The organism is Caballeronia sp. Sq4a (genome assembly GCF_023170545.1).
Taxonomy (GTDB): Bacteria; Pseudomonadota; Gammaproteobacteria; order Burkholderiales; family Burkholderiaceae; genus Caballeronia.
The window spans coordinates 876468-896346 of sequence record NZ_CP084252.1 but is presented as its reverse complement, the minus strand read 5'-3'; the positions used below and the strand labels follow the sequence as shown (position 1 = coordinate 896346).

Genomic DNA, 19879 nt, shown 5'->3' with positions numbered 1-19879 from the left:
GTTTTCGCACCCTCGTTCTGCCGGCTGGCATCCGCGATGCTAAAGGCAAGCAGCACTTCCCAGGAGAATAGCGATGAACAAGACATCCGCGCGGGATTCGACATCCCTCATGAGCCGGGCGATCGCGTGGCCCGTCCGCACTTTCAAACGCTTCAGCGCCGACCGTTCCGCGCCGATGGCCGCGAGCATCGCGTTCTATTCGGCCTTCTCGCTCGCCCCGACGCTCGTCATGGTGATTGCCGTGGCCGGACTCGTCTTCGGCGAAGAGGCCGCGCGCGGGCAGATCTTCCATCAGGTGAGCGGCATGCTCGGCAAGGACGCCGCCGCGAGCGTGCAGACCATCGTCGAGCACGCGCACCGCAGCGGCGGAGGCGGCATCGCGGCGGTCATCTCGTTCGTGCTGCTGGCCGTGGGCGCGTCCGCTACCTTTTCGTCGCTCAATACGGCGCTTTCCGTCGTATGGCCCGCCGAGGACAAAGAGAAGTCGGGCGTCGCCACGCTCGTCAAGGTGCGGCTGATTTCGTTCGGCCTCGTGATGGGCGTCGCGTTCCTGTTGATCATCTCGCTCGTGCTGGATACGGCGGTGCAGGCGGCCGGCAAATGGGTGTTCGGGGAATCGCCGCTCGTCGTCATCGGCGATATCGCGCAGTTCCTCCTCGGCCTTGTGATCTTGTCCTGTGCCTTCGCTGCGTTGATGAAGTATCTGCCCGATGGCCACGTCGCCTGGCGCGATGCCTTCGTGGGCGGCGTCATTGCCGCCGTGCTGTTCTCGGTTGGCAAGAAGCTCTTCGCGCTGTATCTGACGCACGCGGGCACGGCCAACGCTTTCGGCGCGGCCGGATCGCTCGCCGTGCTCATGATGTGGCTGTACTTCGCCGCCGCCGTGCTGCTGCTCGGCGCGGAAGCCGCGGCCGCGCGAGCGGAAGCGCGCGAGGGCAAGCCGACGAAGGAATCGAGCGCAGCCGATCAGCCGGGCGCGCCCGCGATGCCCGCGCCGGGGACCGGCGCATCGAACCATGGGTCTCACGAAGGCGTTCACGGCGCGCCGCACGCGCCGGTGCTCGCGAGCGCGGCGCACGCGCAGCCGGTCGCGCCCGCGCCGCTGCCGCCTGTTCCGCCTGTTTCGCCTGTTCCGCGGTCGACCTCGGGCAGCACGCGCTCGTCGCCGTGGGCGAATGCCGTTGCAAAGGGCGTCCATACGGTGAAGGCCAATCCGATGCGGCTCGCGATCGCGGCTGCGGGCGCGGGCGCGAGTCTCTTCGTGTTCGCGAAAGGGTCGAGCCGGACGCCGGGGCGGCATCATCGGTCGGTGAAGGTGTAGGCGGGCTGGCGTTGTCCGAGCGGATGAGACGGGCGGCTGAGGCTGCCCGAATGACCCTCGCGCCCGTCGTCGTCACGGCGACGCGCGGCGCGCAACCGCTCGCAGGTGATAGGACGCTGGCGTGCGCGAAGATGGACAACGCCCGGTTGCGGTTACATCCGGGCCGATGGAGCGCCCGGAGATCGATGGCGCCGACTCGTTCACGATCGCGGTGATCGCATCTGCGGAAGCGCTGTCGACGTCGCCACGTTAGCGTGGCGCAACACGAGCCGCATGGCGGTGCAGTTCGGGTTCACACGCAAAGACGGCGCGTGCACATCGTTAAGATGCAGTCGGTCGTCCCGAGATGTGCCGGTCATGAATCGCTGCAAGACAGCGCGATCAATCTGGACGGTGAAGAGCGAGCCGTCAAAGAAATGGCGCGCTAGTATGCTGCGCCCCGGCGCGTCAGTTTGTCAGCCGCGCGTCGGTCAGGCAGAACTCGACACCGGGTCAATAGCCGAGAGATGGAGCTTTCTCCCTTCTTTGCACTGAGCCCGTCTTGCGCTCGGTATTAGACAATTGCGACGCTGGAGTGATTTCGGGTGTCTAGCCGCGTCGAAAGGGACCCTGTTGCGAACCAGGGGTTTGTTGCCTTTCACTTCCAGTTGCTCGTGCGTAGGCATAGAAACAAAGGTGCTGGACGTCATTGCGGACGTGACCGGTTCATTGCTGCGTGGGCAGGTTAGAAGGCGACGCACACGCATACATTCATCCGCCGCATTCACTGCCGCGCAGACAACTCCAAAGAGTGGCAAATGGCTTCTTCACAAGCAACTGATGATGGCTACCGCATCGCCAGCTTAGAAAGTGCCCCATCCTAACGGGCTGGCACACCATCGTTAGCTGCCGCGTCGGTAACCTAGCAATTCGTAGGATCCGTTTGACGAGCGACAGCGCGTTGTCGGCCGACTTGGTGGCCTTGGCAAGCTGCTCTGCGCGGCACAACAAGCCGGCAGGCAGCTTGCACATCCATTTACACGCTGCGCCCGTGCAGGCCCCAATCCATCAGCGCGTGCAACGCCCAACCGTCCACGAATCGCTGTCGCCCATCACCGCGCACAACACCCCTCACCGCTTCTCCGGCAACGCATAAGCGATCACATAATCCCCGAGCTTGGTCAAAAACGACCCATGCCCGCCGGCCGCGATCAGCACGTACTGCTTGCCGTTCGCCTCATACGTCATCGGCGTCGCCTGTCCACCTGCCGGCAGACGCGTGTGCCACAACTCCTCGCCGGTATCGGTGCTGAATGCGCGCAGATAGTCGTCCGACGTCGCGCCGATAAAGAACACGTGACCCGCCGTCGTCATCGGGCCGCCGAGCATCGGCATGCCCATCTTGAACGGAAGCGGAATCGGCGATGCATCGCGCGTCGTGCCGATGCGCTTCTTCCAGATCACCTTGTTCGTCTCCAGATCGAGCGCCGACACATAGCCCCAGGCCGGCTGCTTGCACGGCAGACGCAGCGGCGAGAGGAACGGATTTAGCGTCACGCCGAACGGCACGCCGTACTGCGGCTGAATGCCGGTTTCCGCGCCAGTGCCCGACTGTCCGGCCTGCGGCGGCTCCATCGGGTTGTTCGGCCCGCGCGGAATCAGCTTCGAGACGAACGGCAGCGCAATCGGGTTCGCAATCGCAATGCGTCGGTCGGTATCGACGGCAAGCCCGCCCCATTCGAACATGCCCAAATTGCCTGGGAACACGAGCGTGCCTTGCTCAGACGGCGGCGTGAACGGCCCTTCATAACGCAGCCGATGGAAGATCACGCGGCACACGAGCTGGTCGTACATCGTCGCGCCCCACATGTCCGCGCCGGTCAGGTTCTTCTGCGGCCGGTAGGTGAGTTGCGAGAACGGCTGCGTCGGCGACAGGCGATCGCCCTGTGCCGCGCCCTGCGGCACCGGCTGCTCGGGCGCCGGAACGATCGGCTTGCCGGTGCGGCGGTCGAGCACGAAGATGTTGCCCGTCTTCGCCGGCGCATAGATCGCGGGAACGATGTTGCCGTTCGAATCCTTGATATCCGCGATGGTCGGCTGCGCGGGCAAGTCCATGTCCCACAGGTCATGGTGCACGGTCTGATAGAACCACGCGAGCTTGCCGGTCGATGCATGCAGCGCGAGCAGACCGCTCGCGTAGCGTTCCTGTTCGGGCGTGCGATTGCCGCCCCAGATGTCCGGGGTCGAGACGCCCATCGGCAGATACACGATGTCGAGTTGCGCATCGTAGGCAGCGGGCGCCCACGAGTTCGGCGAGTTCATCGTGTAGCCGTGCTGATCGCTCGGAATCGCGTTCGGGTCGCGCGCGCCCGGATCGAACGCCCAGAGCAGCTTGCCCGTGTCCACGTCGAAGCCGCGAATCACGCCCGAGGGCTCGCGGGTGCCGTAGTTGTCCGTCACCGACCCGGCCATGACGATGACCTTCGACGTGATGATCGGCGGCGAGGTCGGCTCGTACATGCCCGGCGTCTTGACCGGCTGCAAGTGCTGCAAGTCGAGCATGCCGTTCGCGGCAAAGCCCGCGCAGCGCTGGCCGGTCGCGGCATCGAGTTCGAAGAGACGGCCATCGTTCACCGGAAGGATCACGCGGCGCGCGCACGCCGGCAGCGACGACAGGTTGTTCGTCTGACGCGCCTGCGCGGCGGCAGGCGTCTCGTAGTAGGAGACGCCCCGGCAAGTCACGTGCTGAAAGCTCGGGTCCGGCTTCAGGTCCGGATTGAAGCGCCATTTCTCCTTGCCGGTCGCGCCGTCGAGCGCGATGGCGTTCTGGTGTGGCGTGCAGAAAAAGAGCGTGCCGTCGACGGCGAGCGGCGTCACCTCATCGGTGATTTCGAGCGGATCGTGCGGGCCTTTCATGTCGCCCGTGCGGAAGGTCCACGCTTCTTGCAGATTGCCGACGTTCTTGTCGTTGATTTGCGAAAGCGGCGAATAGCGCGTGCCGTGCTGCGAATTGCCGTATGCGAGCCAGTCGCCCGGACGGCCGCCGGTCGCCGCCGGCGCAGCCGCCGCACCGGCCGCACTCGACGCCTGCGCCGACACCGTGCCGCTGACCTCTTGCGGATCGTTGAACACGGCGTACACGAGCGCGATGCCGGTCAGAACGAGCGCGGCGCCGAGCGCGAGCCCGCCGCGGCGCACCGGGTTCGTATACAGGCGATACGTGAAGGGCAGCAGCAACCAGATTCCAACGATGACGAGCACGTCCAGACGCGGCGCGAGCGCCCAGAAGTCGAAGCCCGCTTCGGCGACCGCCCATATCAGCGTGCCGAAGAGCAGCACCGCGTACACGATCAGCGCCAGCGTATTGCGCCGCCAGATGAGCCACGCGACGGCGAGCATGAGAATGCCCGCGACGACGTAATACGGCGAGCCGCCGATGGCGACGAGCCATATGCCGACGCCGACCAGATACAGCCCCGACAACGCGAGAAACAACACGGTAAGCCATTTGACGACAGGCGACGGCGATCGCGTGTTCGATGGCGATGGCGACGACGGATCAGCGGGCGACCGCGCTGGCGGCGAGTTCGTATTCATTCAACACCTCTGCTTAGAGCACCTTCAGGGACATGCGACGCGAACGGCGGCTGGCATCGAACGTTTATCCGATGCCAAGCGCAATACGCGTTACGCGACGCAGTGCAGCAATCTATGCGCCATCGCCGTCTTTCGATCCCGGCGCAAGGATGTTCGGCAGCACCGGATTCTCCGGCTGCGTGTAGCGCTCTTCGACGGCCTTTCGAATCGCTTCGATGCTCTCCTTCGCCGAAAGGCCCTCGTTGGCTTCGACGGCTTGCGCTTCGTCCGCAAGGGACGTATCGCCGATCACGTCGCGAAACCACGTCGAATAGTCGCCCTGGCGCAGATGGAACATCCAGGTCTCCTCATCGACGCCCTCGGCGAGTTCGAGAAAGAGCACGAGATTGTGCGCGCGCAGGTTCAGCTTGTCCTCGGGGCCGCGGAAGTAGAAGCTGCGCTCCGGAATCAGCATGCCTTCCGCATATTTGCGCACATGACGGCGGCGCTGCGTTTTCGCGGGCTCCACATGCACGACGACCGGCTCGTCCCAGCCGCCGTCGTCCGCCTTGCGACGCCACACGAGCGCCTGGCCGGGCTTGATATCGTCGGGCAGCGCGCCGGGCGCATCGTGGCCCGCCGCGCGCGCGAACTCTTCGAGCGAAGTCTGCGCGCCCGGACCCGCGCCGATGAACACCGTCACGCGATCCAGGAGACGCGGCGAAAGCTGCTCCGGATGCACGGTGACGAAAAGCGCGGGCGCGAGCTGGTCGGGCAGCACTTCGTCGGCCGGATTGATGCTGGCGGGAAAGAAGTGATGCGCCTCGTCGAAGAGCATCCAGTGCGGGCGGCCGGTGAGCGCGCGCGATTTCTGCATGTGCGCGAGCACGCTCGCGCAGTACGCGGGCCGGTCCGCGAACGTGACGCGCATGAGGTTCACGAGCACGGACTGGCTCGGCTGATGCAAAAGCCGCGTGATGTCGTCGGCTTTCGGCGCGGTCTCGGCATCGCCGATGGGCAGCGCGTTCTCGAACGTATCGAAGTCGCCTTCGGGATCGAGCGCGCAGAACTGGTAGCCGGCCGCCACGAGCCGCTCCATGAGACCCGTGATGAGCGTGGACTTGCCGCCGCCCGATTGCCCGGCGATCAGCGCGACGGTCCGCTGCGGCGCGAGCGTTTCAGCTTCGCCCCCTTCTTGCTGCGAATCGCCGTTGACGCGCTCTCCGAGCAGCACGTTGCGCCGCGTGACGCGCTCGCTCGCGGCGGCCAGATCGTCGGCCAGAATCGCGTCGATCAGTTCGGTCACGCCCGCGCCGCATTCGCTCTTCAGCACGATATCCGCATGCGACTTCAGCGCGGGAATCGCGTTGCTCACCGCCGCCGACATCTCGCACGCATCGAGCAGCGGGTGATCGTTCTGCGCGTCGCCGACTCCCACGGCATTGCGCGGCGACAGCGAGAGTTCATCGAGCGCGGCGAGCAGGCCGCTCGCCTTGCTGACGCCGGGCGCGAGCACCATCACGGCGTCGCCGTTATAGACGACGTGCAGATCCAGCCCGAGATCGCGGATGGCGGCGTGCGCCTGTTCGTCGTAAGGCCGCACGGTCGCGACGAGCGTCTGGCTCACGCCGAGATGGCGCACGCCGGCCTTCTTCATCGCCTCGACGAACGCGGGCGGCGGCGGCGGCGCGAGCAGCTTGCGCTCGCGCGTGACGGGCGAATAGATCACGCCGCCGTTTTCCGCGACGATCAACGTGAAACGGTCGACGCGGTCGCACAACGTGAGCAGATCGTCGAGCTCACGGCCCGTGACGAGAATCATGTGACGCCCCGACGCGCGCAGGCGGTCGATGGCGTCCCACGTAGCCTCGGAGACGCGGCCGTTCTCGGCGAGCGTGTTGTCGTAATCGCTGGCAAGCACCATGAATCGCATGCGCGTGTCCTCTCGTTAAGCGTCCTGTTCGATGAGCGATGGCTGCGCGCAACGCGCCGCGCGGGCATCGACGAGACGCTGATACACATCGACGTAATCGCGCGCCATGCGCTCTGCCGTGAAGCGCCGCTCGAAGGTTTCGCGGCAGCGGCGGCGATCGATTTGCGGCAGACGCGCGAGCGCTTCTACAGCTTCGTCCTCGTTGCGCACGACGAAGCCGTTCACGCCATCCTCGATGATCTCCGGCACCGAGCCGCGCCCGAACGCGATCACGGGCGTCCCGCATGCGAGCGCCTCGATCATCACGAGGCCGAACGGCTCCGGCCAGTCGATCGGAAAAAGCAGCGCGCGCGCTTGCCCGATGATTCGGCTCTTGCCCGCATCGTCCTGCTCGCCGACGTATTCGATCAGCGGCGCTTCGACGAGCGGCGCGACCGCGCTCTCGAAGTACGGGCGGTCGGCTTCATCCACTTTCGCGGCGATCTTGAGCGGCATGCCCGCGCGACGCGCGATGCGAATGGCCGCATCCGGTCCCTTGGCTGGCGCGATCCGTCCGACGAACGCGAGATGGTCGCCCGCGCGTTCATGGAACGGATAGAGTGTGTCCGGCAAGCCGTGATATACGGTGCCCGCCCACGCGAGCCACGGCAGCGGCGCGCGCTGCGCGTTCGAGATGGAGACGAGCGGAATATCGGCGAAGCGGCGGTACATGGGTTCGAGTCCCGGCACGTCGAGCCGCCAGTGCAGCGTCGTGACATGCGCGCACTGCATGCGGCGCGCGAACGGAAAGCTCTGGTAATCCGTGTGGAAATGCACGATATCGAAGTGCTTCGACGCGGCGACCACGTCTTCGAGCATCGCGAAGTGGAAGGCTTGCGGATCGGCGGTGTCCTCGACGAGCCGCACGGCGCAATCGCTTCCCGCGACCAGCTTCGCGCTCGTGCGCGAGTCCGCGCTCGCGAAAAGCGTCACGTCGTGACCCAATGCCACGAGTTCTTCGCTGAGATAGGAGACGATCCGTTCGATGCCGCCGTAACGTCGTGGCGGCACACTTTCATAGAGCGTTGAGACTTGAGCGATGCGCATGGTGGTTCGTGTCGAAGGTCAGGCTTCCAGCGGGTCGGTATCGGCGGCGGCGATAAAGGCGTCTGCGCTCGCGCGGCTTTGCAGCAGATCGTGATACACCGCGAGATAGTCGCGCGCCATGCGTTCGGACGAAAAGCGCTGCTCGAACGTCTTGCGGCAGCGCGCGCGGTCTATCGCGCCAATGTCGCGAACGGCGCGCACGGCTTCGTCCACATCGTCGACGATGAAGCCGTTCACGCCATGCTCGATGACTTCGGGCACCGCGCCGCGCCTGAACGCGACGACCGGCGTGCCGGAGGCCATCGCCTCGATCATCACGAGACCGAACGGCTCTTCCCAGTCGATAGGAAAGACGAGCGCACGTGCGTTCGCGAAGAGCGCGCGACGCGTCTCGCCGCCCACTTCGCCGAGATACTCGACGAAAGACTCCGATTCCGCGATGAGCGGCCAGATCGTCTCCTTGAAGTACGCGCGCTCGCCGGGATGCACGGCAGCGGCGATCTTGAGCGGCAGCCCCGCGCGACGCGCGATCTCTATCGCGCGGTCGATGCGCTTTTCCGGCATCACGCGGCCGACGAAGAGCAGATAGTCGCCGCCTTCGCGCGAATAGCGCATCTCATCGAGCGCAAGGCCGTGATGCACGGTGGCCCGCCAGTTCGCGTGCGGCGCGCCGCGGCGCTGGCTGTCGGAGATCGAGACGAGCGGCGCATTCGCGAAGGTCTCGAAGAGCGGACCATGATCGGCGGGAAGAAGACGCCCGTGCATGGTCGTGAGCGATGCGCATGCGAGAAAGCGCTGCATCGGCAGATGAATGGGCTCGGTGTGAAAGTGAATCACATCGAACTGCGATGAACGTTCGATGACAGCTTCGAGCTGGCGCAGATGATGGCTCGTCGTATCCCACACGCGTTCGTCGCGCCAGAGCGCCGTTGGCGCGCTCGCATGCAAGCGGGCGCGCGTTCTCGAATCCGCCGTGGCGAACAATGTGACTTCATGCCCGAGGGCGACCAGTGCTTCCGTCAGATAAGAAATGATGCGCTCGGTGGCGCCGTATGCGATAGGAGGGACGCTCTCGTAGAGCGGTGCGACCTGTGCGATTTTCATTGTGCGTTCCGCATTGACCGTATGCGATTCGGTTAGCAATCAGCAGGCCGACGCGCGCGCGCCGGGCGAGACAACGGCACGCTGCATGCTGCATCGGGAGTCGCCATGCAACGAGGAGGAAGTCATGACCAAGGTAGCCGAAGTAATGACACGCGGCGTGCAGACCATCGCGCCCAACGAGAGCATTCGCCGCGCGGCCGAACTGATGGACGAACTCAACGTCGGCGCGCTTCCGGTGTGCGACGGCACGCGCCTGAAGGGCGTCGTGACCGACCGCGACATCGTGGTGCGCGCGGTGTCGGTGGGCAAGGAGTCGTCGTGCGCGGTGCAGGACGTGGCGAGCGAACCCGTCGAATGGTGCTTCGAAGACGACGAGATTCACGACGCCATGCGCAGAATGGAGCAGCTGCAGATTCGCCGCATGCCTGTCGTGGACAGCGAAAAAAACATCGTCGGCATGCTCGCGCTGGGTGATATCGCGATCTATTCCGACGGGGAAGTGTCCTCGACCATTCAGGCCATTTCGACGCCTTCCGTACCCGACAGATAAGGACACGTTAGCCCGTTCGATCTACAGCGGATTGCCGTCCTCCGGCGTCTTCAGGCGATCGTTCTCGCTTTGCGAGCCGGGCGGCGTGCCGGGTTTGGTATCTGGCGTCGCGTCCGGCGCGCGGTCTTCGGTCGGGCCGCGCTTCGGGTCATCCGCCGGGTTCGTCGGAATGTTTTCGTTGTGGCCGGGAATCGGCTGGCTCTCGATGTGGCCATCCTCCGATACGGCGCTTTGCGGGTCTTGCGTTTTCTGGTTCATGGTCAGGTCTCGCTGAGTGGAAGTCGTGTTCAACGGCAGCAAGCACCGTTCCGAGAGTTGAGAACCGCGAGGGGCACGGCCTTTGCTCGCCCACTCACTTCGTGCGCTTCGCGCTTCAATCAAGACCATCGGGGAAACATGCCTCAGACATCATCCAGCGCCTTGTCATCGGGCAAACTGCTTGCCGGCTCCGTCGCGGCTGCATCGCTCGGCGTGGCCGCGTGGGCTGCGCTGCGCGCCCGCCGCGCCGAGCGCGATCATCCGCCGGTCGGGCGCTTCATCGACGTGGACGGCGTGCGTCTGCATTACATCGACGAAGGCGAAGGCCCGGTCATCGTGCTGTTGCACGGCAATCTCGTCATGCTGCAAGACTATGTGGCGAGCGGACTCTTCGACCGGCTCGCGCAACGGCATCGCGTGATCGCGTTCGACCGTCCCGGCTTCGGCTTCAGCGAACGTCCGCGCGATCGCGCATGGACGCCGCAGGCGCAGGCGGCGCTCTTTCAACAGGCGCTCAAGCGCATGGGACTGACGCGGGCGGTCGTGGTCGGCCAGTCGCTCGGCTGTCTCGCCGCGCTTTCCATGGCGCTCGATCCGCGCATCGACATTCGCGGGCTCGCGCTGATCAGCGGCTACTTCTATCCGAGCGCCCGCTTCGACGTGCTGCTCACCGCGCCCGCCGCGATACCCGTCATCGGCGATGTGATGCGCTACACGGTCTCGCCCATTGCCGCGCGTCTGATGATCAATCCGAACCTGCGCCTGATGTTCGCGCCGCAGCCCGTGCCGGACGTGTTTCGCGAGATGCTGCCGCGCGAGTTGCTGCTGCGTCCGTCGCAAATGCGCGCGATCGGCGAGGACGCCGGCTACATGGTGCCGGCGGCGCATGACTTGTCGCGGCGTTACGGCGAAGTAAGCGTGCCGGTGCGCATCTTCGCGGGCCAGGACGACACGATCGTCGATGCGGATTCGCAGTCGGGACGGCTGCACGGAGACATCGCGCAGAGCACGATCACCGTGGTGCCGAATCGCGGGCACATGCTTCACTATGATGAAGCGGGCCGCATCGCCGATGCCATCGAGGCCATGGCCATCGAGTGACGCCGATCAACGCGCCTGTTCGCGCAGGCGCGGCTGCCGCAGGTCGGCCCAGTCGAGCTTGTCCCACGCGACATCGAGCGGCTTCTGCGCGAGCCTCTTTCGCAAGGACGCAGGCGAAAGCGCCATCGCCATCCAGCGCATCACGCGACTCGCGAAGCCGTGCGTCTCGATGCGCACCGCGGCGATCACCCAGTCGCCGCCGCGGTTCTCGGCCAGCAGCGCGGAGATGCGGCCGACGCGCCGGCCATCCATCGCGGTGACGCGCAGGCCGACGAGTTCATCGAGATTGACGGTCTGCATCAGCGCGCTCCGGGAATGCGGTCGATGGTCCGCTCGCGCAGCCAGCGTTGCCAGTCGTGCACGGGCGTGTCGTCGGCATCCACGTCGAGTTCGATATCCACGGCGACCTTGCGCACGTCCTTCCACGCAATGCGATACGGTGTGGTCTTGTGGCCCGCGCCGATACGCGCGAGCAACGCGCTCATCAGCCGATGCGCCCGCCTGCCGAAGCGCCGCGCCATGACGATCATACCGGTTTCGATGAACACGAGCCTCGGCAATTCGCCGTCGCGCAGTTCGGCGACGAGGCCATCCACGCGTCCCATGCGCACGCCGTTCTTGTCGACGAGCTGCTTGTCGAGGATATCGTGCACGACGTCCATCATGTGCCTCCGAAGTATTCGAGCGGGATCGTGACGATGCCGAGCACGAACGCGAGCGCGGTAATGGCGATCACCGCCACGTTGGATATCGGTCCGTTGCAGTGCTCGCCCATGTAGTGCTCGTCGTTCATCAAGACGATGAACGGCACCACCATCAACGGCAAGTTGACGGCGGTGAGCGCCATCGAGAATACCGTGAGCTTGAGCGGATCGGCGCCGGCGGCAATGGGCAACGCGCCGAGCAGCAAGGCGCAGGTATAGACGAGGCTGAAGCCGGGATTGGCGCGCGGCGGGCAGTCCTGCCCCCAGTTCCAGCCGAACGCCTGCGCGAAGAGATACGCTTCGAGCAGCGCGACTTCCAGCGCCGCGCCGAGCGATGCAATGCCGAGCGACGCCACGAAGAGCACGAATCCCCACATGCCGAATGCATCGACGAGAAGCAGCGGCAGTTGATGGAAGTCTTCGACATCCAGAATGCCGCGCCCGTTGAGCACCTGCGCCGCCACGAGGAGCACGGCCGCCGAGATCACGCCGCCGAACAGCATGCCCAGTGCGGCAATCGCGCGATTGGGCCAGAGATAGCTGCGGTCCCAGCGGTCTTCTATTGCGCCCGACGAATAGAACAGGAAGAGCGTGGGCGAAAGCGACGCGCCCAGTATGCTCGCGGCCATGAACCAGTACGTCGCGGCGTGTTCATGCGGGCGGCTCGGCACCGCAGCGGCGGCCACCTGCGTCCATTCGGGCCGCAGCCGGATGATCGCGACGACGAAGCACAGCGTGACGAGGCCGAGCAGCGAGATGCCTTTCTCCAGCATGCCGAACGTGCCGCGCCACAAGAAAAGCCACGAGAGCAGCGCGACGGGCAGCGCCCACCATCGATACGAGATGCCCGTCGCGAATTCGAGCGCCACCGAAACGCCGCCTATCTCGGCGCTCAGTACGAGAAAGCTCACGATCACCGTCGAGATGAGCGGCAGCGCGAGCAGCTTGATGCCGAAGCGGTCGCGAATGCCGTCGACGATGGTGTGTCCGCTCACCGCCGCGAAGCGTCCCGACATTTCGGTGAGGAACGCGATGCAGACCGTGCCGAGCACGACGGTCCATAGCAATTGATAGTGAAACGCGGCGCCGGCCTGCGCGGCAGTCGACATCTCGCCCATTTCGAGGAAGCCGCCGACGCTCGTCACGATGCCGAGCGATATCTCCAGCAGCTTCTTCATGACGCGTCACCGGCTTGCGCGCGCAGCCACGCGTCGAGGCGTGAGGCGGCGTCATGCATCGTCGAGCGCGCTTCGGTGACGCGCGCGCGGTCGCCGGATTCGAGCGCATTGCGCGCCGTATCGAAGGCGGCCTGTACCGCGTGAACCTGCGAGGCGGCATCGGCGGGCGCGTGCGCGCGTTGCAGGTCGCCCGCTATCTTGCCGATCTGTTCGCTGGCCGAATCGACCGAGCGTCTGGCGTACGACGACGGCGAGCTGCCGTCGAGCCACGAGTCCATCCACTGCGACGCCGAGCGCGCATACGACAGCACGATGCGGGCATCGGAGGCGGCATCGTCGGACGACGAACACGCGGCGCATGCCAGCGCGAGCGCGACAACGAGCGGCGCGAGCGACAGTGAACGGAAGGGCTTCATGGCGCCGCAGCGAGCAAGGCGCGTTCCTTCGTCGCCTTCGTTCAGAGCCAGCGCGCCAGCACGGGCACCAGCACCGGCACGAGAAACGAGGTGAGTATGCCGTTGAGCCCCATGCCGAGACCGGCGAACGCGCCCATCTGCTGGCTCACCTGAAAGGCGCGCGCCGTGCCGATGCCGTGCGACGCCACGCCGAGCGCGAAGCCACGCGCTTCCGGCTCCGCGACGCGCAGCGCGTTGAGAATCACGCGCGCGAACACGGCGCCGAACACGCCCGTCGAGATGACGAGCACCGCCGTCAACGACGGTATGCCGCCGATGGACGTCGCCACTGCCATCGCGATGGGCGTGGTGGCGGACTTCGGCGCGAGCGATGCAATCGTCTGTCGCGATGCGCCGAGCCATAACGCGATAGCGACCGCCGATACGATCGCGGTCATCGACCCGGCGAACAGCGCGACGAAAAGCGGCGCGGCGAGCCGTCTGAGGTTGCCCAGTTGCCGGTAGAGCGGCAACGCCAGCGCAACCGTCGCGGGCCCCAGCAGAAAGTGCACGAACTGCGCGCCTTCGAAATACGTCGGATACGGCGTGCCGCTGATCTGGAGCACTGCGACGATGAGCGCCACCGCGATCAACACGGGGTTGGCCAGCGGATTGAAGCGGCATCGCGTATAGACGGACTGCGCGATCAGATACGCAAAGAGCGTGATGGTCAGGCCGAGCAGCGGCGAGGCCGCGAGGTAGACCCATATCGCGTTGAGCCGTGGGATCGCGCTCATGACGATTCGTCTCCCGCCTGGCGGCGCATCAGCGCGCGCATCACGATGGCCGTCACGCCGATGCCGAGCGTCGTGCTCACGATGATCGCCAGCACGACCGCCACGAGATCGCCGCGCACGGCGCTCGCGGATGCCATGATGCCGACGCCCGCCGGAACGAAAAGCAGCGAGAGATGACGCAGCAGTTCGTTCGCGGTCGGCTCGATGGTATCGGCGGCGCGCGGCCGCGCGATAAGAAACGCGAGCAGCAGCAACATGCCGACGACCGGCCCCGGCACGGGAAGCCGGAACACATACGAGACGCCTTCCCCGAAACACTGGAAGAGCAGCAGCACGGCAAGGGAAAGAAGCATGGCGGGACCTGTCGACGTTCACTGCGCGGTGTGCGATGCCAGCAAAGTGCGCTCCCGCAGGCATCGACGATCGTGCCTCCGAACGCAGTGAATGCTCCTAGAATGAATCAGGCCGCTTGCCAGCGCGGCCATTCAGAACGTTTAACGACAAGGAGACAATCATGGCGCCCCGCAGACTGCTTCCGCTGATTCCGCCGCTTCTGTCCTGCCTCGTGGCCGCTTGCGGCGGCTCCGATCATCACGATGCCTACAATGACGCGCCGAAGGTCATCATCGATTCCGACTTCAACACGATGGGCGATGACGGCCAGCTCTTCGCGATGACGAGCCAGTTGATGGGGCAGGGCAAGGTGAATCTGCTCGGCTTGTGCGTCGTGACGGGCAACGACTGGCTCTTGCAGGAAGAAGCCGATGCGCTGAAGGCCGTCGAGCGCATGGGCGTGCAGAACCGGGTCGGCGTGTACGCCGGCGCGAACTATCCGCTTCAGTACGATGTGGCGAGCATTCGCGCGCAGCAGGCCGCGAATCCGAACGGGTACTTCGGCGCGTGGATGCGCCCGGAGCCCACCGACGCGTCGCAACTCACCGCGCCCCCCGACGGCTTCGCGCAGTCGACCAAACTGCAAACGGAAGCCGCCGCGGACTTCATGATCGACAGCATCAAGCGCTATCCGAACCAGGTGACGATCATCGAAGTGGGACCGCCGACGAACCTCGCCACTGCCGTGAAGAAGGCGCCCGAGATCGTGCCGCTCATCAAGCAGATCGTCTACATGGGCGGCGCGATGAACGTGCCGGGCAACGCGAACGCCGTGGGCGAACTGAACTGGTGGTTCGATCCGGTGGCCGTGCGCACGCTGTTGCAGACGACCATTCCGCAGCGCGTGATTCCGCTCGATGTGACCAACACCGTGCCGCTCACCGAAAGCATCTATGACCAGATCGTCAATCCGCCGACCGGACAGACGCCCGTCACGAAGGTCTATGCGGTGGAGAACGCGAATGCTTTCGCGAGCCATACCGATATCTACGACACGCTGACGATGCCTTACTTCCTCGACCCGACTTACGCGACGGAAACGCAGAGCGCGTACCTCGATATCGACACCACGCCGGGCGAAAATCAGGGGCACGTGCGCGTGTATCCGGACGCGCCCGCGCCCGGCGCTTCACCGCTCAAGATCACTTATGTGACGAAGTACGACAACGCCAGGTTCTTCAATCTTTACGTGAACCTGCTGACGAGTCCGGTGCCCGTGAAGTTTCAATGACCGATGGCCAATGACTGATGGCCAATGAGCGATGACCGCGTTGCGCGGTCATCAATCCATGTGTGCCTTGGGCGTGATGGCGGCGGCGACCGGCTCGGCGCTTCTCGTCATCGCGCCTTCGAGCGCGCTGCGGTAGATGTCGAGATACGCGTTCACCATCGTGTCGGGGTTGAAGGTATCGGCGTGTTTGCGGAGCCGGTCGTGCACGGACGGCTCTTTGAGCAGTTCGATGGCTTCGCGGATCTTCTGGATGAGCGTCTCCGGCCGATCCATGTCGAACACGAGACCGGAACGCGGTTCGATGACTTCGGGAATGCCGCCCCGGTTCGCGCCGACGACGGGCAAGCCGTGCGAGTACGCTTCCACGATCACGCGCCCGAACGGTTCGTGCCAGATGGAAGGGACGATGAGAATGTCGATGCTATTGAGGAAGTCGCTCGCCTTCACGTGTCCGAGAAACTGCACGCGCGGGTCGCGATACTTCGTCTTGAGCGATGCGATGTAGCCGGCCTCGCCATTGCCGCCGAACGCGAGCGTCCAGTCGAGCGTGTGATCGGCCGACAGTTGTTCGAGCACGACCTCCGAGCCTTTGTCGCGCGCCACGCGCCCGAGCACGCCGAGCCGCACCGGGCCGCCTTCATAGCGCCGCTTGTTGACGAGCGCCGCGCTATCCTCGCTCGGGATATAGCAGTTGCTCACGACCGCCGTGCGCGACGCGTGCGGGAAGTATCCGTTGTCGAGATGCTTTTGCAGCACGAAGCGGCTCACGCCGATGGCCACTTCCACGCGTGCCGACGCGCCGCGCTTCGGCGCGGAATACAGCGCGCACGATGCGCATTGCCGTTTGCAAGGCTCGGCGTCCGAGAACATTGTCGTGGACGGACACATCAGGTAATAGTCGCGAGCGGTATGCACGATCGGCACGCCCGCGTTGCGCGCCACGCGCCACACGTCCACCGAGAGACACGCGAGATTGCTGGTATGAATGACGTCGGGCTTTTCCTGCGCGATGATCCCGGCGAGCTTGCGCGACATCACGACGTTATAGACATCGAGCGCGTGCCAGGCAAATCTCGCCACGCGCGAGCGTTTTTTTGGCCGATGCGGCCAGTACAGATTGGCGTTACGCAGACGATAGACCTTCACCCCGTTCAATTCGGAAATGCTGTCCATGCCCGTTCCCGTCGCGCAGGCCACGCTGACTTCCATGCCGGCTCTCACGAGGCCTTCGGCGAGAAGTTGCGTCGATACCTCGGCCCCACCGACCTTGTCCGGGTAATACAACGTGTTGACGATGAGAATTTTCACGGCGTTGGAAGTGATATTGTCGTTCTTCTAGAGGCACCCTGGCTGTCACCCGTGAGGCGATGCGGCGAGGGCGAGGAGTGCGCTAACTGTGGTCATCTTCCCCCGAAGACGAACTCGGAATCCACAGGTCCACGTTTCGCTCTGACTCGTAAGCAAGAGTTTAGGATAAGCCAAAAAGCTTGAGAAGGCTCAAAGCGAAACGTAAGGAAATGAAAGTCCTATTTAGTGGAACGAAGTCTTTTTGTCCGATCGTTGGTCGGCAACCATGTCTTATCGAAGCGTCCGACGAATCTGCACGATTTACCCGTGAATGTAACCGCCGTTACTTATGTATCTTGCTACGAAAGGACGCGACATCGTTCGTGGTGACCGGCCGCGCGTCGTTGCCCCAAGACGAGCGGATGTAAGAGAGCACCTGCCCGATCTGCAAATCTGACAGACGGCCCGCGAAGCCCGGCATGTTTTGCCGCGGCGGCCCGTGAGTGGTGTCCGGGCTGTTTCCGCCTTCGACGATCAGCCGAATGAGCGACGTCGTGTCCTCGCTGATGACGGCGGGGTTGCCCGCGAGCCTCGGAAACGCCTTCGGCACGCCCTTGCCGGTATCGAGGTGACATTGCGCGCAGAAGGTCGCGTAGACGGCCGCGCCCTGACCGGGCGGCTTGTCGGGCGCGCGCGTCTTGAGGCGCCCCGGCGGCGCGAGCGAGGGATCGAACGTGCCATCGGCGGCGCCGGTCGCGGGCAGCGTCTTCAGATACGTGGCGATGGCGGTGAGATCGTCGTCGTTCAGATACTGCAGGCTGTCCTCGATGGTCTGGACCATGGTGCCGAACGCGATCGTCTTGTCGCCGCCATGCCCCGTCTTCAGGAACGACGCGATCTCCTCTGTCGACATGCGCCCGAGACCCGAGCCCGGATCGCCGCGCAGGTTCATCGCGTACCAGTTGTCGGTGACCGCGCCCGAGAGATATGTCTTGGACGATTCGTCGTAGCCGCGCTCCTGATACGCAAGCCCGCGCGGCGTGTGACAGGCACCGCAATGGCCGGGTCCCTGCACGATATACGCGCCGCGATTCCATGTGGCATCGCGCTCGGGCCGCGGCTCGTACACCTTCTTCGGCGCGATACCCCAGCGCCACACGCGCAGCGCCCAACGCTGATTGAACGGAAACGACACGTCCGTCGGCGGCGGCTTGTAATGCACCGGCGGCACGCCGTGCATCATGTACGCGTAGAGCGCGCGCAAGTCGTCTTCGTTCATCTTCACGAAGGACGCATAAGGCATCGCGGGATACAGTCCCTTGTTGCCGGGCGCGACGCCTTCGCGCATCACGCGGACGAAATCTTCATAGCTGTATTTGCCGATGCCGAGCTCGGGATCGGGCGTGATGTTGCTGCTGTAGATGGTGCCGAACGGCGAGTTCACGCCGAGGCCGCCCGCGTACGGCGCGCCGCCTTTCGGCGCGGTGTGGCAACCGGCGCAATCGCCGATTCGCGCGACATACGCGCCGCGTGCGATCAGTTCGGGCGAGGGCGCCTGTTCCGCCGCATCCGCGACATTTGCCGCCACCGTCATGACCATGACGAGCGATGCGGCCGCGATGCCTCGCATGGTAAGCGATCGGCGCAGGCGGACTCTCGTGAACGAGCGCATGTCAGGACTCCTCGTGCGCCCGCAGGCGAGTGGTTGACGCCGCCGGGCGCGCGGCAGACGTGGCGGACGTGGCGGACGTGGCGGGCGCGAGCGTCGATGCCGGCCGCCTCGCCAGCCAGCGCGCGCCGACCAGTAGCCCGCCGACAAGATAGGCGAGACCGCCCGGCACCCACATCACGAGTCCCCCGAGTTGCTGATCCTGTAGCGGATCGAAGCCGAGCGCGAGCGTGCTTTCGATGCACGACGGATACCAGACCTCGGGCGCGAGCGTCAGCAGGGCGCCGAGCGCGCCGGTATGGACCATCGTGGTGAAGAGCGACAGCATCGCGTGCGCGCTGTGGGAACGCGAGCCGTCCTCCGAGGCGGGACGAAACACGGTCCACCAGAAGAGCAGCGCGGTGCCGAGAAAGCTCGTGTGTTGCAGCGTATGAATCCCTTCGCTGGCGAGCGCGGCTTCGAAAAAGCGCGGCGCGTGCCAGCACCATAAGGCCGCCGCATGCAGCACCCACGCAACGGCAGGCATGGTCAGCCAGCGCCACGGCGTGTTGATCCACGCGCTGCGCGTCACGGCGCTGATGCCTTGCCGCGCGCGCGGAGGAAACGCCCACAGCCACACCGCGAGCGGCCTGCCGATCACGAGCAACGGCGCGGCCACGAGCATGAAGATCTCATGCTGAAGCATGTGCGCCGAAAAGAGCGCCTCGCTTAACGTATGCAGCGGCGACACGAGCGCGATGACGAGCGCGATCCAGCCGGTCACGAATGAAACGAGACGCAGGGCGCGGTCGCGCCGTCCGCGCGCCCCGCGCACGCGAAGCCGCGCATAACCGGCGAGATAGAGTCCGATGCTCGACGCGAGACACACGACGACCCACGGCTCGAATGTCCAGCCGAAGCTCGCGGGGACGCTGCTCGCGCCTGGCGAGACCGCGTGAGCGCACGCGGCATCGGCGAACGCGATCGCGGCGACGCCCGCCGCCGTCCTTGTCAGCAAGCGGAAAGCAGCCATTGCGGTAACGAGATGAAAATGATGCCGATCGACGAGAGCGTGCCCACTCCCGTCGCCACGAGGGCCATGAAGCCTGCGCGCGAGCGCAGCGCGGGCGCGGACGGGTCGGCTTCGCGCCGCGCGCTGCGCCAGCGCCCGAAGGCGAGCAGTGTCGAGAGGACGCTTACCGCGAGACTCGCCACGCTCATGCCGTGCAACAGCAGCATGCTCTGCAAATGGCACGACGGCTCGACGAGCGCGTAGTTCAGGCTCAACAAGCCGAGGAGGACGGACGGTGCGAAGAGGAGAGCGGGCCAGGTCAGCAT

Annotated in this window: 19 protein-coding genes; 4 read left to right on the top strand and 15 right to left on the bottom strand. The window is 65.2% G+C overall.

The window, feature by feature from the left end:
- Positions 1–73 precede the first annotated feature (73 nt).
- Positions 74–1321: a YihY/virulence factor BrkB family protein gene (locus tag LDZ24_RS23700; RefSeq protein WP_248323646.1), complete on the top strand. Its 1248-nt coding sequence runs from the start codon at positions 74–76 to the stop codon at positions 1319–1321.
- 1110 nt (positions 1322–2431) lie between these two features.
- Here LDZ24_RS23700 and LDZ24_RS23695 read toward each other — a convergent pair.
- The 4 genes from LDZ24_RS23695 to LDZ24_RS23680 all read right to left on the bottom strand — a co-directional run bounded on the left by LDZ24_RS23695 (position 2432) and on the right by LDZ24_RS23680 (position 8999).
- Positions 2432–4897 carry a glucose/quinate/shikimate family membrane-bound PQQ-dependent dehydrogenase gene (locus LDZ24_RS23695; protein ID WP_248323645.1) on the bottom strand — a complete coding sequence of 822 codons (2466 nt, stop codon included), beginning with the start codon at positions 4895–4897 and terminating at the stop codon, positions 2432–2434.
- Between the two features lie 112 nt (positions 4898–5009).
- Positions 5010–6809: an HAD family hydrolase gene (locus LDZ24_RS23690; protein WP_248323644.1), complete on the bottom strand. Its 1800-nt coding sequence runs from the start codon at positions 6807–6809 to the stop codon at positions 5010–5012.
- A 15-nt stretch (positions 6810–6824) separates the two neighbouring features.
- Positions 6825–7895: a glycosyltransferase family 4 protein gene (locus tag LDZ24_RS23685; RefSeq protein ID WP_248323643.1), complete on the bottom strand. Its 1071-nt coding sequence runs from the start codon at positions 7893–7895 to the stop codon at positions 6825–6827.
- 18 nt (positions 7896–7913) lie between these two features.
- Entirely contained in the window at positions 7914–8999 is a 1086-nt protein-coding gene (locus LDZ24_RS23680) for a glycosyltransferase family 4 protein (RefSeq protein ID WP_248323642.1), read from the bottom strand.
- Between the two features lie 124 nt (positions 9000–9123).
- Here LDZ24_RS23680 and LDZ24_RS23675 point away from each other — a divergent pair, with 124 nt between their 5' ends.
- Positions 9124–9549: a CBS domain-containing protein gene (locus LDZ24_RS23675; protein ID WP_175943742.1), complete on the top strand. Its 426-nt coding sequence runs from the start codon at positions 9124–9126 to the stop codon at positions 9547–9549.
- Positions 9550–9570: 21 nt separating this feature from the next.
- On the opposite strand, the gene LDZ24_RS23670 is transcribed toward LDZ24_RS23675, so the two are convergent.
- A complete protein-coding gene (locus LDZ24_RS23670; protein WP_248323641.1) occupies positions 9571–9807 on the bottom strand; it encodes an MARCKS-like protein in 237 nt (78 codons plus the stop codon).
- A 138-nt stretch (positions 9808–9945) separates the two neighbouring features.
- Between LDZ24_RS23670 and LDZ24_RS23665 the strand changes: the two genes are divergently transcribed.
- Positions 9946–10908: an alpha/beta fold hydrolase gene (locus tag LDZ24_RS23665; RefSeq protein ID WP_248323640.1), complete on the top strand. Its 963-nt coding sequence runs from the start codon at positions 9946–9948 to the stop codon at positions 10906–10908.
- A 6-nt stretch (positions 10909–10914) separates the two neighbouring features.
- On the opposite strand, the gene LDZ24_RS23660 is transcribed toward LDZ24_RS23665, so the two are convergent.
- Genes LDZ24_RS23660 through LDZ24_RS23635 form a run of 6 tightly spaced genes read right to left on the bottom strand, consistent with a single transcriptional unit; the run spans position 10915 to position 14335 of the window.
- The gene (locus LDZ24_RS23660; protein ID WP_248323639.1) at positions 10915–11208 is read right to left on the bottom strand and encodes a PRC-barrel domain-containing protein; all 294 of its coding nucleotides are present in this window, start codon (positions 11206–11208) and stop codon (positions 10915–10917) included.
- Complete coding sequence (locus tag LDZ24_RS23655) at positions 11208–11573, bottom strand: hypothetical protein (RefSeq protein ID WP_248323638.1); 366 nt, start codon at positions 11571–11573, stop codon at positions 11208–11210. The genes LDZ24_RS23660 and LDZ24_RS23655 overlap by 1 nt, the downstream gene beginning before the upstream one ends.
- Complete coding sequence (locus tag LDZ24_RS23650) at positions 11570–12790, bottom strand: Nramp family divalent metal transporter (protein WP_248323637.1); 1221 nt, start codon at positions 12788–12790, stop codon at positions 11570–11572. The genes LDZ24_RS23655 and LDZ24_RS23650 overlap by 4 nt, the downstream gene beginning before the upstream one ends.
- Positions 12787–13206 (bottom strand): hypothetical protein, encoded by a 420-nt coding sequence (locus tag LDZ24_RS23645; RefSeq protein WP_248323636.1) that lies wholly within the window; start codon positions 13204–13206, stop codon positions 12787–12789. Before LDZ24_RS23645 ends, LDZ24_RS23650 begins: the two co-directional genes overlap by 4 nt.
- A gap of 41 nt (positions 13207–13247) precedes the next feature.
- Complete coding sequence (locus LDZ24_RS23640; RefSeq protein ID WP_248323635.1) at positions 13248–13982, bottom strand: LrgB family protein; 735 nt, start codon at positions 13980–13982, stop codon at positions 13248–13250.
- The gene (locus tag LDZ24_RS23635; RefSeq protein ID WP_248323634.1) at positions 13979–14335 is read right to left on the bottom strand and encodes a CidA/LrgA family protein; all 357 of its coding nucleotides are present in this window, start codon (positions 14333–14335) and stop codon (positions 13979–13981) included. Before LDZ24_RS23635 ends, LDZ24_RS23640 begins: the two co-directional genes overlap by 4 nt.
- A gap of 161 nt (positions 14336–14496) precedes the next feature.
- Here LDZ24_RS23635 and LDZ24_RS23630 point away from each other — a divergent pair, with 161 nt between their 5' ends.
- Positions 14497–15606, top strand: coding sequence for a nucleoside hydrolase (locus tag LDZ24_RS23630; RefSeq protein WP_248323633.1), 1110 nt, complete (start codon positions 14497–14499; stop codon positions 15604–15606).
- 51 nt (positions 15607–15657) lie between these two features.
- On the opposite strand, the gene LDZ24_RS23625 is transcribed toward LDZ24_RS23630, so the two are convergent.
- The 4 genes from LDZ24_RS23625 to LDZ24_RS23610 form a co-directional block, all read right to left on the bottom strand.
- Positions 15658–16914 carry a glycosyltransferase family 4 protein gene (locus LDZ24_RS23625; protein ID WP_248323632.1) on the bottom strand — a complete coding sequence of 419 codons (1257 nt, stop codon included), beginning with the start codon at positions 16912–16914 and terminating at the stop codon, positions 15658–15660.
- A gap of 322 nt (positions 16915–17236) precedes the next feature.
- Complete coding sequence (locus LDZ24_RS23620; RefSeq protein ID WP_371747474.1) at positions 17237–18523, bottom strand: cytochrome c; 1287 nt, start codon at positions 18521–18523, stop codon at positions 17237–17239.
- A gap of 43 nt (positions 18524–18566) precedes the next feature.
- Positions 18567–19574, bottom strand: coding sequence for a cytochrome c oxidase assembly protein (locus LDZ24_RS23615; RefSeq protein ID WP_248323631.1), 1008 nt, complete (start codon positions 19572–19574; stop codon positions 18567–18569).
- On the bottom strand, positions 19553–19879 hold the full coding sequence (locus LDZ24_RS23610; protein ID WP_248323630.1) for a hypothetical protein: 327 nt from the start codon (positions 19877–19879) through the stop codon (positions 19553–19555). Before LDZ24_RS23610 ends, LDZ24_RS23615 begins: the two co-directional genes overlap by 22 nt.